Genomic DNA, 13,254 nt, shown 5'->3' with positions numbered 1-13,254 from the left:
GCCGACTCCCAGTCCGGGAACCCCGCGAAGAACCAATAAAGGCGAGCATTCCTCGGATTCTCAGAAGAGGGCCGACTCCGGCTCCTCCGGCTCGACGAGCCGGGGCCCGTTGTTCCGTACGCTGTTGACCTCGCTCGACACCGGATAGAGGGCCAGCCCGCCCGGCCTGGTGGTGGAGAACAGCTCGCGCACCGCGTCCGGATCAGTGCGCCCCGGGTCGAGCCAGTCGGCCCACCTGTCGCGTTCGATGATCACCGGCATCCGGTCATGGACGCGCCCTAGATCGTCCTCGGCCGTGGTCGTGATGACCGTGCAGGTGACCAGCCACTTGAGCGGGTCGTCATCCCCGCGCGAGGGGTCCTTCCAGTATTCGTAGAGCCCCGCCATCGCCATCACCCCGCCGTCGGAGGGGTGAATGAAATAGGGCTGCTTGTTCTTGCCCTCGGTCTTCTGCCACTCGTAGTAGCCGTCGGCGGGAAGCAGGCACCTGCGGTGCGCGAAGGCCCTGCGGAACGCCGGCTTCTCGCCCAGCGTCTCCATCCGGGCGTTGATCATCCTGGAGCCGATGGAGGGGTCCTTGGCCCAGCTCGGCACCAGCCCCCACTTGAGCACCCTGAGCCGCCTGACCGGATCCGCCTTGCCCGCGCCCTTCTCCGTCTCCCCCGGACGGGTCAGCACGGCGTAGACGAGCTTCGTGGGCGCGACGTTGTAGTCCGCGGGGAGCTCCTCAGGCGTCTCGTCCAGCCCGACCTGGAACTCCTCCAGCAACTCCTGGCGCTTCCGCGTCGACGCGTATCTCCCGCACATGCCCATAGCCTGCCCCACACCCGCGAAGCATGCGGCCCGGCCCCGGGAACAAGTCCCCGGCACCGCTCCGGACAAGGCACGCGGCCCGGCCCCGGAAACAAGCGCCCGGCATCGCTCCGGACAAGGCACCCGGCCCACCGGGCGGACGGCCTTCCCCGCCTTCCGGATCACGCGCGAGCGTCACCTCCTGCGCGGGTGAGGCTCCCGGTAGGCTCGGACCCATGCCCGTTCCCCTGTGGCCCGCGCCCGAGGCGACCGCGCCCGTCGAGGCGGCCGTCCGCCTTCCCGGGTCCAAGTCGGTGACCAACCGCGCCCTCCTGCTCGCCGCGCTCGCCGACGGCCCCGGCACGGTACGGCTGGCGCTGCGCAGCCGGGACACCGACCTGATGGCCGCCGCCCTGAGGTCGCTCGGGGCCACGCTGACCTCCTCGGAGGAGACCGTGTCCGGCCACGACTGGCACATCGTGCCAGGGCCGGTGCGCGGGGGCGTGTCGATCGACGTCGGCCTGGCCGGCACGGTCATGCGGTTCGTCCCCCCGATGGCCGCGCTCGCCACCCGCGAGGTCGCCTTCGACGGCGACCCGCACGCCCGCACGCGCCCGATGGGTCCGATCCTCGCGGCGCTGCGCGCCCTCGGCGCCGAGGTCACCGGCGACGCGCTGCCGTTCACGATCCGGGGGCCGCTGTCGGGCGGCGAGGTCACCCTGGACGCCTCCGCCTCCTCCCAGCTCGTCTCCGGGCTGCTGCTGGCCGCGCCGCGCTACGACAAGGGCGTGACCGTGCGCCACAGCGGGCCGTCGGTGCCGTCCATGCCGCACATCGAGATGACCGTCCGCATGCTCCGCGCCGCCGGGGTCCGCGTCGACGACTCCGAGCCGGACGTCTGGCGGGTCGAGCCCGGCCCGATCGCGGCCGGCGACCTCACCGTCGAGCCCGACCTGTCCAACGCCGCCCCGTTCCTGGCGGCCGCCCTGGTGACCGGGGGCACCGTCACGATCCCCGGCTGGCCGGAGGAGACCACCCAGGGCGGCGACGCGCTGCGCGAGCTGCTGCCGCGCATGGGCGCCGGCGTCACGCGCGTCTCCGGCGACCTGCGGGTCACCGGCGGCGGGCACATCGAGGGCGTCGACGCCGACCTGCACGACGTGGGCGAGCTGACGCCGACCATCGCCGCGCTCGCGGCCCTCGCGCGCTCGCCGAGCACGCTGCGCGGCGTCGCGCACCTCCGGGGGCACGAGACCGACCGGCTCGCCGCGCTGGCCACCGAGATCAACCGGCTCGGCGGGGACGTGACCGAGACCGCCGACGGCCTGGTGATCAGGCCGCGCCCGCTCGGCGCCGGCACCTGGCACAGCTACGCCGACCACCGGATGGCCACGGCCGGCGCGGTGATCGGCCTGGTCGTCCCGGGGATCCAGGTGGAGGACATCTCGACCACCGCCAAGACCCTTCCCGAGTTCGCCCGCATGTGGGCGCGGATGCTGGGAGAGGGCAGCTGAGAAAGCGCGAGTACGACGAGGAGGACGTACGCGTCAGGCCGGGGAAGGGTTCCCGGCCGAGGACGCGGCGCCGCCCCGCGCACGACGACGCCGTCGCGGCGTTCGTCGTGGCGGTCGACCGCGGCCGGTACACCTGCCTGGTGGGCGACCCGATCGCCGAGGTGCCGGGCGAGGACGGGGAGGACGGCCTGAGCGCCCGCGAGCGCAAGGAGCGCAGGCAGCGCCAGGAGGAGGCGCGGCCGGTGATGGCGATGCGGGCCCGCGAGCTCGGCCGCAAGGGCATCGTGGTGGGCGACCGGGTCAGCCTGGTCGGCGACACCTCGGGCCGCACCGACACGCTGTCGCGCATCGTGCGCCTGGAACCGCGCATCTCGATGCTGCGGCGCAGCGCCGACGACACCGACGAGGTGGAGCGCCCCATCGTCGCCAACGCCGACCAGCTCGTGATCGTCACCGCGCTCGCCGACCCGCCGCCGAGGCCGAGGATGATCGACCGCATGCTGGTCGCCGCCTTCGACGCCGACATCGAGCCGCTGCTGTGCCTCACCAAGGCCGACCTCGCCGCCCCCGACGACCTGGTCGCCCGCTACGAACCGCTCGGCGTGCCCTACCTGGTGGTGCGCAAGGGCGGCGAGCTGGACGAGGTGCGGTCGAGGCTGACCGACCGGCTGAGCGTGCTCGTCGGCCATTCAGGGGTCGGCAAGTCCACGCTCGTCAACGCGCTGGTGCCGGACGCCGGGCGCGCGGTCTCCCACGTGAACGCCGTGACCGGCCGTGGCCGGCACACCTCCAGCTCGGCGGTGGCCCTTGAGCTGCCCGGCGGCGGCTGGATCATCGACACGCCGGGGGTGCGCAGCTTCGGGCTCGGGCACGTCTCGATCGACAACGTGCTGGCCGCCTTCCCCGCGCTGTCCGAGGGCACCGTCCACTGCCCGAAGGGGTGCAGCCACCGCGGCGAGGAGTGCTCGCTCGACAAATGGGTTGCCGAGGGGCACGCCGACCCGCTGAGCCTGGCGTCCCTGCGCCGCCTGCTCGCCAGCCGCGACGGCGCCCCCGACGACGACTGAACGGGCATGATCCAGGGCATGCTGAAAACGGCGCCGGCACGGTAGCGTCTGTGCCTGTGACGGGCTATAGCGACGACCTGCGCCTGGCGCACATGATGGCCGACAGCGCCGACGACCTGACCATGCGCCGGTTCAAGGCCGTCGACCTGCGGGTCGACACCAAACCTGACCTCACGCCGGTGAGCGACGCCGACCGCGCGGTCGAGGACGCGATCCGCGGCACGCTGCGGCGCGCCCGGCCCCGCGACGCGGTCGTGGGCGAGGAGACCGGCAGGACCAGCGGGTACGGCTCGCGCTGCTGGGTCGTCGACCCGATCGACGGCACCAAGAACTACGTGCGGGGCGTCCCCGTGTGGGCCACGCTCATCGCGCTCATGGAGCACGACCGGGTCGTGGTCGGCGTGGTCTCTGCCCCCGCGCTCGGCCGCCGCTGGTGGGCGGCCCGCGACGGCGGCGCGTGGACCGGGCGCAGCCTGACGAAGGCCACCCGCTGCAACGTCTCCTCGGTCAGCCGGCTGCGGGACGCCTCGTTCTCCTACTCCAGCTTCGGCGGCTGGGAGGAGCGCGGCCGCCTGGACGCGTTCATCGACCTGACCCGTACCGTCTGGCGCACCCGCGCGTACGGCGACTTCTGGTCGCACGTGATGGTGGCCGAGGGCGCGGTCGACATCTCCGCGGAACCCGAGCTCTCCGCCTGGGACATGGCCGCGCTCACCGTCATCGTCGAGGAAGCGGGCGGGGTATGGAGCGACCTGTCGGGGACGCCGGACGTGGACGGCGGCAGCATCGTCTGCGCCAACCCCCTGCTGCACCCCGAGGTGCTCAAGCGCCTCGGCGACTGACCCACCGCCGCGGGACATGCGAAAAGCGCGGGGCCGTGCCGGAGCCCCGAGCGGTGCGAAGGGCGCCGGGCCGTCGGCCCGGCGCCCTTCAGTGCCTCGCGGCTCCGGACGTCAACGCTCGTCCGGCGGCCGGGAGATGACCCGGTCATCGAGGTAGCAACTGCAGTTACCGCATCCTGGAAGCACGCCGATCCTCCTCGCCCGTGGTGGCATCGACGCTACGGCACATCCCGGCCCGCGTGACTCCCCGCGAGGGCACAGTCACGTTCCGCCCGGACGCCGGCCCATGAGCGCGCAAAGTCACTTGGACCGTTCAAAACGAGAGCGACCGAGGCCGTTCATTCCTCGTTCACCTTTAACCGGGGATTCGGTCACCTTGGCTGCCTAGCGTCTCAACCGTTGAGAGACCAACGTGGGAGGACAAGAACCGTGAAGTATGCAGGCCGGCTTGCCGCGGCCGCTATCGCCGGCGTGCTTTCGCTCGCAGCGTGCGGCACTGATAACAACAACGGCGGCACCGACACCGCGTCGGCTCCCGCCGCGAGCAACGCGGGTGACGGCGGCCTCAGCGGCACGATCAACGCCGCCGGCTCCTCGGCCCAGGCCAACGCGATCGCCGAGTGGAAGAAGTCGTTCCAGACGTCGAACCCTGGTGTGAGCATCAACTACCAGCCCAGCGGTTCCGGAGCGGGTGTCCAGTCGTTCATCCAGGGCACCATCGCGTTCGCCGGATCCGACTCCGCGCTCAAGGACGACGCCGGCGAGCCGGCCAAGGCCGACGCGCGTTGCAAGACCGGCAAGGCCATCAACCTCCCCATGGTGATCGGTCCTGTCGCGGTCGTCTACAACCTCGCGGGCGTGGACAACCTGCAGCTCTCCCCGCAGACCATCGGTGACATCTTCAGCAGCAAGATCACCAAGTGGGACGACGCGGCCATCAAGAAGGACAACCCTGACGCCAAGCTGCCCTCGACCCCCATCCAGGCGTTCCACCGCTCGGACGAGTCGGGCACCAGTGACAACTTCACCAAGTTCCTCAAGGCCACGGCCGGCTGGCCGTACGAGCCCGCCAAGGCGTTCCCCGCCGAGGCCAAGGGCCAGGGCGCCAAGGGCTCCGACGGCATCGCGCAGGCCGTCAAGGGCGCTGAGGGCGGCATCAGCTACGTCGAGCTCTCCTTCGCCGAGAACTCGGGCCTGAGCAAGGCCAAGGTCGCCAACGGCGCCGGCGAGTTCGTCGAGCTGACGCCCGAGAGCGCCGGCAAGACCGTCGAGGCCGCCGAGGTCAAGGGCACCGGCAACGACCTGAAGCTGTCGATCGATTACACCACCAAGGCGGCGGGCGCGTACCCGATCGTCCTGGTCACCTACGAGATCACCTGTGAGAAGGGGCTCTCCGCCGAGGACTCCAAGCTCGTGAAGTCCTTCCTCACCTACACCGCCAGCGACGCCGGCCAGTCGGCGCTGACCCAGCTCGGCTACGCGCCCCTGCCGGCCTCGCTGGTCGCCAAGGTGCGCACGGCCGTCGAGGCGATCGCCTAACTCAATGGCCACGCCACTTCGTACACGCGAGGGCGGGCCGGCCATGGGCCGGTCCGCCTTCCGGCGCAGCCGCGGTGAGGGCCCCTTCCGCTTCGCGACGACCGGCGCCGGCATCCTGCTGCTCGCGATCATGGCGGCAATCGCGGTCTTCCTCATCGTGAAGGCCGTTCCCGCCCTCCAGGCCAACACCTCACACTTCCTCACCGAGAAGATCTGGACCCCGAACGCGACGAAGCCGGTCTTCGGCATCGCCGCGCTGGCGTTCGGCACGGTGATCAGCTCCTTCCTGGCGCTGATCATGGCGCTGCCGGTGGCCATCGGGGTCGCGCTCTTCATCTCGCACTACGCGCCGCGCCGGCTCGCCGGCGTCCTCGGCTACGTCATCGACCTGCTGGCGGCCGTCCCCAGCGTCGTGTACGGCCTGTGGGGTGTGATCTTCCTCATCCCGTTCATGAAGGGCCCCTCGACGTTCCTCAACACCTACTTCGGGTGGATCCCGCTGTTCGCGGGCGACGCGGTGTACGGGAAGTCGATCCTCACCGGCTCGATCGTCCTCGCCATCATGATCCTCCCGATCATCGCGGCGATCTCCCGTGAGGTGTTCCTCCAGGCCCCCACGATGCTGGAAGAGGCCTCGCTCGCCCTCGGCGCCACGCGCTGGGAGATGATCCGGATGGCGGTGCTCCCGTTCGGGCGTCCCGGGGTCATCAGCGCGGCCATGCTCGGCCTCGGGCGGGCCATGGGCGAGACGATCGCGGTCGCGCTCATCTTCCCCGCGACCTTCACGATCACGTTCCAGGTGCTGTCGGCCAACGGCAACAGCATCGCGGCGAACATCGCCAACGGGTTCGGTGAGGCGACCCCGATCGGGCAGGGCGCGCTGATCGCGTCCGGCCTCGTGCTGTTCGTGATCACGCTGGTCGTCAACATGGCGGCCCGGCTGATCATCTCCCGCCGCAAGGAGTACTCGAGGGCCGCCGCATGACCTTGTCCCCCAGCGTCATTGTGCCGGTCTCCTTCAACCGGCGCCTGAAGAACCGCGTCGTCCAGGGCCTGGTCTGGCTCGCCTTCGCCGTCGCCGTCGTACCGCTGATCTCGGTGCTGTGGCTGGTGGTGAAGAACGGCGCCGCCCGCTTCGACACCGAGTTCCTGACGCACTCCATGCGCAACATCGGCGCCCGCGACGCCGGCGGCGGCGCGTACCACGCCATCCTCGGCACGCTGGAGCAGGTCGGGGTGGCCACGCTCATCTCGGTGCCCGTCGGCCTGCTCACCGCGATCTACCTGGTCGAGTACGGCCAGGGCCGCCGGCTCTCCCGCTCCATCAGCTTCTTCGTGGACGTCATGACCGGCATCCCCTCGGTGGTCGCCGGCCTGTTCGTGCTCGCGTTCTGGGTGCTCGTGCTCGGCCTCGGCTACTCCGGCATCGCGGGCGCCCTGGCGCTCTCGATCCTGATGATGCCCACCGTGGTGCGGTCCGCCGAGGAGATGCTCCGCCTGGTGCCGAACGAGCTCCGCGAGGCCTCGTACGCGCTCGGCGTGCCGAAGTGGAAGACGATCACCCGCATCGTGCTCCCGACGGCGCTCACCGGCATCGTCACCGGCGTCATGCTGGCCATCGCCCGCGTGGCCGGTGAGACTGCCCCGCTGCTGCTGACGGTGTTCATCACCGACTCCATCAACACGGACCCGTTCAAGGGACCGCAGATGGGCCTGCCGCTGTACGTCTTCGACCAGGCGCAGCGGCCGAACGTGACCGCGGTCGACCGGGCGTGGGCCGGAGCGCTCACCCTCATCCTGATCGTCATGCTGCTCAACCTGGTGGCACGCCTCATCTCGTGGTGGCGTTCGCCCGCCAAGGGCCGATAAGGGGTTTTCGACAATGGCCAAGCAGATCGAGATCGCCGACCTCGACGCGTACTACGGATCGCACAAGGCGATCGAAGGCATCACGATGACGATCGAGCCCCGCTCGGTCACCGCCTTCATCGGTCCGTCCGGATGCGGCAAGTCGACGTTCCTGCGCACGCTGAACCGCATGCACGAGGTCATCCCCGGCGCCCGCGTCGAGGGCAAGATCATGCTGGAGGACCAGGACCTCTACGGGTCCGACGTCGACCCGGTGTCGGTACGCCGCACCGTCGGCATGGTCTTCCAGCGGCCGAACCCGTTCCCGACGATGTCGATCTTCGACAACGTCGCCGCCGGGCTGCGTCTCAACGGCCGGATCTCCAAGTCCGAGGCCGAGGGCGTCGTCGAGAGCTCGCTCAAGGACGCCAACCTCTGGAACGAGGTCAAGGACCGGCTGACCAAGCCGGGCGCGGGCCTGTCCGGCGGGCAGCAGCAGCGCCTGTGCATCGCCAGGGCCATCGCCGTCAGCCCCGCGGTCCTGCTCATGGACGAGCCCTGCTCGGCCCTCGACCCGATCTCGACGCTGGCCATCGAGGACCTGATCTCCAAGCTGAAGAACGACTACACGATCGTGATCGTGACCCACAACATGCAGCAGGCCGCGCGGGTCAGCGACCGTACGGCCTTCTTCAACCTGGCCGGGCAGGGCCAGCCGGGCAAGCTCGTCGAGATGGACGACACGCCCAAGATCTTCACCAACCCCACGCAGAAGGCGACCGAGGACTACATCACCGGGCGCTTCGGATGATCGGCTCCTGATCGGTGCCGACGATTCCCGGCCTATCCGGTTTCTAAGGAGATGGTGTGACCCAGCAGCAGACGGCACCTGAAGTGGACGGGGACACTCGGCCGGCGCCCATGCTGCTGGTCGCCGATCCAGACGCCGACATGGTCCGGGAGCTGTCGGCGGCGCTGGAGCGCGAAGGCGTCTTCGTCGCGGGCGTCTCCGACGGCGCGCAGGCGCTCCTCCAGGCCGGCGCCCTGCGGCCCGACGTCGTCCTCGTCAGCGCGTCCCTGCCCGTCATCGGGCCGGTGGACTTCATCCGCGCGCTCCGCCTGGCGCGCGCCGTACCGGTGCTGCTCGGCGTCGGCGACGGACACGCCGAGCAGGCCGTGCAGGCGCTGGCCGCCGGGGCCACGGCGTGCGTGGCCAGGCCGTACCGCGTACCGGAGCTGCTGCCGCTCGTCCAGGCGGCGTTCCCGGGGTCGGCGGGCTCGCGCGGCGTGCTCGCCGTGGGCGGCGTCGAACTCGACGCGGGGGCGTACCAGGTGCGGGTCGCGGGGGCACCCGTCCACCTGCCGCTCCGCGAGTTCGAGCTGCTGCACTACCTGATGCGCAACGCCGACCGCACGGTGACGCGCGAGCAGATCATGCGGCACGTGTGGCACGCCGCGCAGGGCATGTCGACCAACACCATCGCCGTCCACGTCAAACGCCTGCGCGCCCGGCTCGGCGACGTCGACGACCGGCTGATCCAGACCGTACGCGGCGTCGGCTACCGCCTCGTCACCCCGAGCTGACGCCGCCGTCGACTCCACGAGCCCTCTGCGGACTCCCGGCAGGAGCCGCGTGTTCAGACCGCGGTCTTCGTCCTCGCGCCGCCGGTGACGATCCGGGAGATGGACTCGTCGTCGCAGGTCGCCCAGAAGCCGCCGACGACGTCCTCCAGGTGGGCGAACGACTCCGCGCGGAAGAGCACGTCCTGGTAGCGGGTGATGTCGTACTTGGTGGTGCCCATCACGGCCAGGTCCAGCGGGAGGATGCGCATCCCGCGGAACTCCTCGATCTCCCCGTAGGACGACAGGATGCCCGCGCCGTACGCGCGGTCCTCGCCGTCCTCCACGAGCACGCCGAACTCCATGGTGAACCAGAAGACCTTGGAGATGAACTCCAGCGCCTCGCTGGTCTCCACCCGCCGGGCGGCGGCGCCGGCCAGCCGGTACAGCCGGGCGAACCGGTCGGACGCCAGCGCGTTGGCGTGCCCGATGACCTCGTGGATCACGTCGGGCTCCGGCGTGTAGAACGGCACGGAATGGTGGCGGATGTACTGCGTCGAGTGGAACAGGCCGTCCGCCAGAACGCCGTAGAACTCACGCAGGGGCACCAGACCGGCGGCCGGGAGGTAGCGGAACCTGGTCAGCGGCTCCAGCAGGTCACCGACCTCCTGGAGCTGCGGGACGCGGTCGGCGGGCAGGCCCAGTCGCTCGGTTCCCGCGAGGTACTCACTCGCCGCGTACCGGCGGTGCTTGGCCGTCAGCTCACGCGTCACCAGAGCCCACACCTGGTGTTCCTGCTCGGTGTAGGCGGCCTCGGGGACCGGCTCACCGGCGGTGTGGTTCAGTGCCAGGGCCGCGATCGCGTTGCGGCGCTCGCGGTAGACGCGGTCGGCCACCCCGGGGTGGTTCGCGGCCAGCTCGACCACGATGGAACCGTCTCCCCGGGTCGCCACCGGAGCGAAGTACTGAGCTTCCTCGAACATGACAGAACTATCAGCAATACCGGCCTCTCCTGGCAAGAGCGACCAGTTTTCGTGGACGGAACTGCCAAATACCCCCATCCCTTCCGTTGACGCGCTGGTCGTTCCGTACAGTCCCGCCACCCCTATGCCACCGGGCGACCCCCTGCCGCACCCGGCAATGCCGCGTGACCATGACCCCTGTGGGCGCCGGGGTTCCCTGCGCCGGACGGCGGCGCACCCGTAGTCTTCGGCCATGCCTACGGCCCACGGTCCCGTCGACCCCTTGGACAGCCGGCTCCTGGTCACCATGCGGGCCCACCCGCGCATCGGCCTCACCGAACTGGCACGGATGCTCGGCGTCGCCCGGGGCACCGTCCAGGCGCGCGTCGACAAGCTCATCGCGCGCGGTGTGATCGACGACTTCGGGCCGACGATCGTCCCGGCCGAGATGGGGTACCCGATCCTCGCCTTCGTGTCCCTGCAGATCTCCCAGGGCAGGCTGACCGAGGCCGTGCGGGCGCTGGAGTCGGTCCCGGAGATCATCGAGGTGTACGGCACGAGCGGCCAGGCCGACCTGCTGTGCCGGGTCGTCGCGCGCAGCACCGCGGACCTTCAGGAGATCATCGCCAGGGTGCTGGCGTCGCCGGCGGTCCAGCGGACCGACACGACCATCGCCCTGTCCACCCAGGTCCCCTACCGCATCGAACCCCTGATCCGCGCGGCCTCCCGACCGGCACCCTGACCCGCCGCGCTCGCGACCGGTCCCGAGGGAGGTCAGCCCTGCTGGGACGCGCACCTCTCGCGGACGACGCAGACGCGGTTGGCGATGACCTGCATGAAGATCTGCCGGGCCTGGTCGAACGTCTGGGCGACCATGGCCACCCCGTTGGTGACCCCGGCGATCTGCCGGAGCTCCTTGGCGTCGGCGCCCTGCCCGTACCCGATCAGCGTGATCGTGACCGGCCGGGCGGGGTCGAACTCCTTCTGCAGCGTGGCGAGGAGGTTGCTCAGGGATATGCCGTGCGGGTCGTCGTTCCCGCCGTCGGTGAACACGACCACCGAGCTGAGCATGCCCTTGACCTGGTGCTGCGACGCCGACCGGAACGCCGCCAGCACCGAGTCGTACAGCCCCGTGTCGCCCTTGGTGTGACCGGGCAGCTTGCCGAGCTCCTTGATGACCTCAGGGCCGCGCTCGTCCATCGGGCCGACCGGCACGACCTCCTTGTAGTCCTTGTCCCCGTCCAGCTCGGTCGAGAAGACCCACAGGCCGACGTCGCTTCCCTTGGGCAGCGTACGGACGCCCTCCTCGGCGAACTCCGCCGTCGCCCGCATGCGGGTGTCCTTCGACCCCGGGACCTTCTCGGCCATGGACCCGCTGACGTCCAGCAGGAGCAGGGCACGGGTGTCGGCGAGGAGCAGCCTCATCGACAGCAGGCCGCGCAGCGTCGTCCGGGTGTCCGGCGAGGGGATGTCCTTCGGGGGCTGCATCCGCACCCCGTGCTTGGAGTCCATCGCGGGCCCCGCGGCCCCGGACGGATCGCGGAAGCCCGCGGCCTGGAGGAGCGCGCGGCCCGGCGCGGAGGTCACCGACCTGCGGAACGCCTCCGCCGCCCTGCGCTTGGCCGGGTCCTTCGACATCGACACGTACGGGTAGTCGAGGGCGATCGTCCCCTCGGTGGGGTAGAGCCCGACCGCCCGGCGGTCGACGTGCGCGGCGTTGTACCGCCAGATGGACTGCTCGCTGGCCACGATGACGGGGTCCCCGCCACCGCTCGCCTTGTCGACCAGGGCGAACAGCGCGTCCTCTGTGGGGACGACCGACCGTCTCAGGTTCACCGTGATGCCCTGCACGATCTTCAGCATGTCCGGGCGGTCCGCGACGACGGTGTTCAGCACGTTGAGCGCCGCCAGGCCCGAGGCGAACCTGCCCGGCGAGAGCAACGTGGTGAACGCCTTGGGCAGCCGCTTCTTGGTCTTCGCTGTCGGGACCAGGAGTGTCCAGGACGGCTCGTGGGCGTCGAGTTTGGTGGCCGTCTCCTGGGTCACGGCCATGATGACGGGGGAGCGGGCGATGGAGGTGCCCGGCGGCAGCGACGTCCTGTCCGCGCCCTCCACCCGCGCGAGATCGGTCCAAACCGACGCTTCGGGGATCCACACGTCCGCGACGTCCTTGCGCACGCCGAGTTCGTCCGCCGCCTCCGCGGAGCTCCTGGTGCTCACCTGGACCGCGGCGCAACCACCGTCCTGGGTGTACTGGCGGGCGATCCGTACCAGCGCCGGGCCGAGATCCGGTGAGGCCATCACCCGGAGCTCCGGGCGTTCGGCGCAGGCCGACCTGGTGATCAGCGCGTACGACGCGCCGGCGAGCGCGACCAGCAGGACCGCGCCCAGCGCGACGGCCGTCACGGCGCGCCTGCGAGCGTTCGCGACCACGCCCATGGCCCTGACCGAGCGGCTCCTCAGCCGGACGGAACGCTTGATACGTTCCCGTCTGGAGGAGGGGTCATCTCCCCAGGCGTCATAACCGAGGGGATCCGGATTACGATGCCTGCCGGACAACGACACCACACCCTTAGCGCCAGTCAGCCACACTTAGCGGAGATCTGCCCCTGAGTATCGGGAAGAGTAGCGCGTCACACCAGTACCGACGCGCGATTTAACCAAGCGCTTGAATAACGGACCGGACTCGGTTGTCAAACCCAGCATCCCCACAGCTCATCCCGCCCATCCCAGTCACGCCCCACCCCCTGCATATCACCCACGTTACGCACCCCCCACACCCCTCGACCCCTCGCCATGAGCCCCTTCTCCCACGGCGAATCGCCCCGTGAACGCGAAAAAGCCACCCACATCGTGGATGGCCCGATGAACGCAGGAAGGGCCGCCCACACCGTGGACGGCCCCTACCAACGAACAACAAACACATATATCAAGTTTTGTCCGGCGGCGTCCTACTCTCCCACACCGTCCCCGGTGCAGTACCATCGGCGCTGGAAGGCTTAACTTCCGGGTTCGGAATGTAACCGGGTGTTTCCCTTCCGCCATGACCGCCGTAACCCCATGAAACACACAACCACAGGCGAAAACCCCTGGTTGCTGTCTCTGAGTCACATAGTGGACGCGAGCAAGA

12 protein-coding genes and 1 rRNA gene are annotated in these 13,254 nt (G+C 70.2%); 9 read left to right on the top strand and 4 right to left on the bottom strand.

All coding sequences use genetic code 11. The annotated features are described in order from the left end of the window. Positions 1 to 60: 60 nt before the first annotated feature. A complete protein-coding gene (locus tag NYZ98_RS35845; protein WP_262848740.1) occupies positions 61 to 807 on the bottom strand; it encodes an SOS response-associated peptidase in 747 nt (248 codons plus the stop codon). 221 nt (positions 808 to 1,028) lie between these two features. Between NYZ98_RS35845 and aroA the strand changes: the two genes are divergently transcribed. From aroA to NYZ98_RS35805, 8 genes are all read left to right on the top strand, one after another. Continuing rightward, positions 1,029 to 2,306, top strand: coding sequence for a 3-phosphoshikimate 1-carboxyvinyltransferase (gene aroA / locus NYZ98_RS35840; RefSeq protein WP_262848738.1), 1,278 nt, complete (start codon positions 1,029 to 1,031; stop codon positions 2,304 to 2,306). Further along, on the top strand, positions 2,276 to 3,373 hold the full coding sequence (gene rsgA, locus NYZ98_RS35835) for a ribosome small subunit-dependent GTPase A (RefSeq protein WP_262848736.1): 1,098 nt from the start codon (positions 2,276 to 2,278) through the stop codon (positions 3,371 to 3,373). Before aroA ends, rsgA begins: the two co-directional genes overlap by 31 nt. 56 nt (positions 3,374 to 3,429) lie before the next feature. Then, positions 3,430 to 4,215 (top strand): histidinol-phosphatase, encoded by a 786-nt coding sequence (gene hisN / locus NYZ98_RS35830; protein ID WP_262848734.1) that lies wholly within the window; start codon positions 3,430 to 3,432, stop codon positions 4,213 to 4,215. 471 nt (positions 4,216 to 4,686) lie between these two features. Further along, positions 4,687 to 5,754 (top strand): phosphate ABC transporter substrate-binding protein PstS, encoded by a 1,068-nt coding sequence (gene pstS, locus NYZ98_RS35825; RefSeq protein WP_262848732.1) that lies wholly within the window; start codon positions 4,687 to 4,689, stop codon positions 5,752 to 5,754. Positions 5,755 to 5,758: 4 nt separating this feature from the next. Then, positions 5,759 to 6,739 carry a phosphate ABC transporter permease subunit PstC gene (pstC, locus tag NYZ98_RS35820; protein ID WP_262848730.1) on the top strand — a complete coding sequence of 327 codons (981 nt, stop codon included), beginning with the start codon at positions 5,759 to 5,761 and terminating at the stop codon, positions 6,737 to 6,739. Beyond that, entirely contained in the window at positions 6,736 to 7,623 is an 888-nt protein-coding gene (gene pstA / locus NYZ98_RS35815) for a phosphate ABC transporter permease PstA (protein ID WP_262848728.1), read from the top strand. Before pstC ends, pstA begins: the two co-directional genes overlap by 4 nt. Positions 7,624 to 7,636: 13 nt before the next feature. After that, positions 7,637 to 8,413, top strand: a complete 777-nt coding sequence (pstB, locus tag NYZ98_RS35810; RefSeq protein ID WP_262848726.1) for a phosphate ABC transporter ATP-binding protein PstB — start codon at positions 7,637 to 7,639, stop codon at positions 8,411 to 8,413. A 56-nt stretch (positions 8,414 to 8,469) separates the two neighbouring features. Further along, positions 8,470 to 9,186, top strand: a complete 717-nt coding sequence (locus NYZ98_RS35805; RefSeq protein ID WP_262848724.1) for a response regulator transcription factor — start codon at positions 8,470 to 8,472, stop codon at positions 9,184 to 9,186. Between the two features lie 53 nt (positions 9,187 to 9,239). Here the strand turns inward: NYZ98_RS35805 and NYZ98_RS35800 are convergent, their stop codons facing one another. Next, positions 9,240 to 10,145, bottom strand: coding sequence for a phenylalanine 4-monooxygenase (locus NYZ98_RS35800; protein WP_262848722.1), 906 nt, complete (start codon positions 10,143 to 10,145; stop codon positions 9,240 to 9,242). Positions 10,146 to 10,377: 232 nt separating this feature from the next. Here NYZ98_RS35800 and NYZ98_RS35795 point away from each other — a divergent pair, with 232 nt between their 5' ends. Next, entirely contained in the window at positions 10,378 to 10,866 is a 489-nt protein-coding gene (locus NYZ98_RS35795; RefSeq protein WP_262848720.1) for an Lrp/AsnC family transcriptional regulator, read from the top strand. Positions 10,867 to 10,898: 32 nt separating this feature from the next. On the opposite strand, the gene NYZ98_RS35790 is transcribed toward NYZ98_RS35795, so the two are convergent. Continuing rightward, positions 10,899 to 12,557: a substrate-binding and VWA domain-containing protein gene (locus NYZ98_RS35790; RefSeq protein ID WP_262848718.1), complete on the bottom strand. Its 1,659-nt coding sequence runs from the start codon at positions 12,555 to 12,557 to the stop codon at positions 10,899 to 10,901. A 505-nt stretch (positions 12,558 to 13,062) separates the two neighbouring features. Further along, positions 13,063 to 13,179: ribosomal RNA gene (rrf, locus tag NYZ98_RS35785) — 5S ribosomal RNA — on the bottom strand. Between the last annotated feature and the right edge of the window lie 75 nt (positions 13,180 to 13,254).

The organism is Sphaerisporangium corydalis (assembly GCF_025506355.1).
Classification (GTDB): Bacteria; Actinomycetota; Actinomycetes; order Streptosporangiales; family Streptosporangiaceae; genus Sphaerisporangium; species Sphaerisporangium corydalis.
This window is presented reverse-complemented; position numbering and strand designations above follow the sequence as displayed.

Excerpts from the sequence above, each read along its gene's own strand:
- NYZ98_RS35845 (WP_262848740.1), bottom strand. The coding sequence starts at position 807 with ATGTGCGGGAGATACGCGTCGACGCGGAAGCGCCAGGAGTTGCTGGAG.
- aroA (WP_262848738.1), top strand. The coding sequence starts at position 1,029 with ATGCCCGTTCCCCTGTGGCCCGCGCCCGAGGCGACCGCGCCCGTCGAG.
- pstC (WP_262848730.1), top strand. The coding sequence starts at position 5,759 with ATGGCCACGCCACTTCGTACACGCGAGGGCGGGCCGGCCATGGGCCGG.
- pstA (WP_262848728.1), top strand. The coding sequence starts at position 6,736 with ATGACCTTGTCCCCCAGCGTCATTGTGCCGGTCTCCTTCAACCGGCGC.
- pstB (WP_262848726.1), top strand. The coding sequence starts at position 7,637 with ATGGCCAAGCAGATCGAGATCGCCGACCTCGACGCGTACTACGGATCG.
- NYZ98_RS35800 (WP_262848722.1), bottom strand. The coding sequence starts at position 10,145 with ATGTTCGAGGAAGCTCAGTACTTCGCTCCGGTGGCGACCCGGGGAGAC.
- NYZ98_RS35795 (WP_262848720.1), top strand. The coding sequence starts at position 10,378 with ATGCCTACGGCCCACGGTCCCGTCGACCCCTTGGACAGCCGGCTCCTG.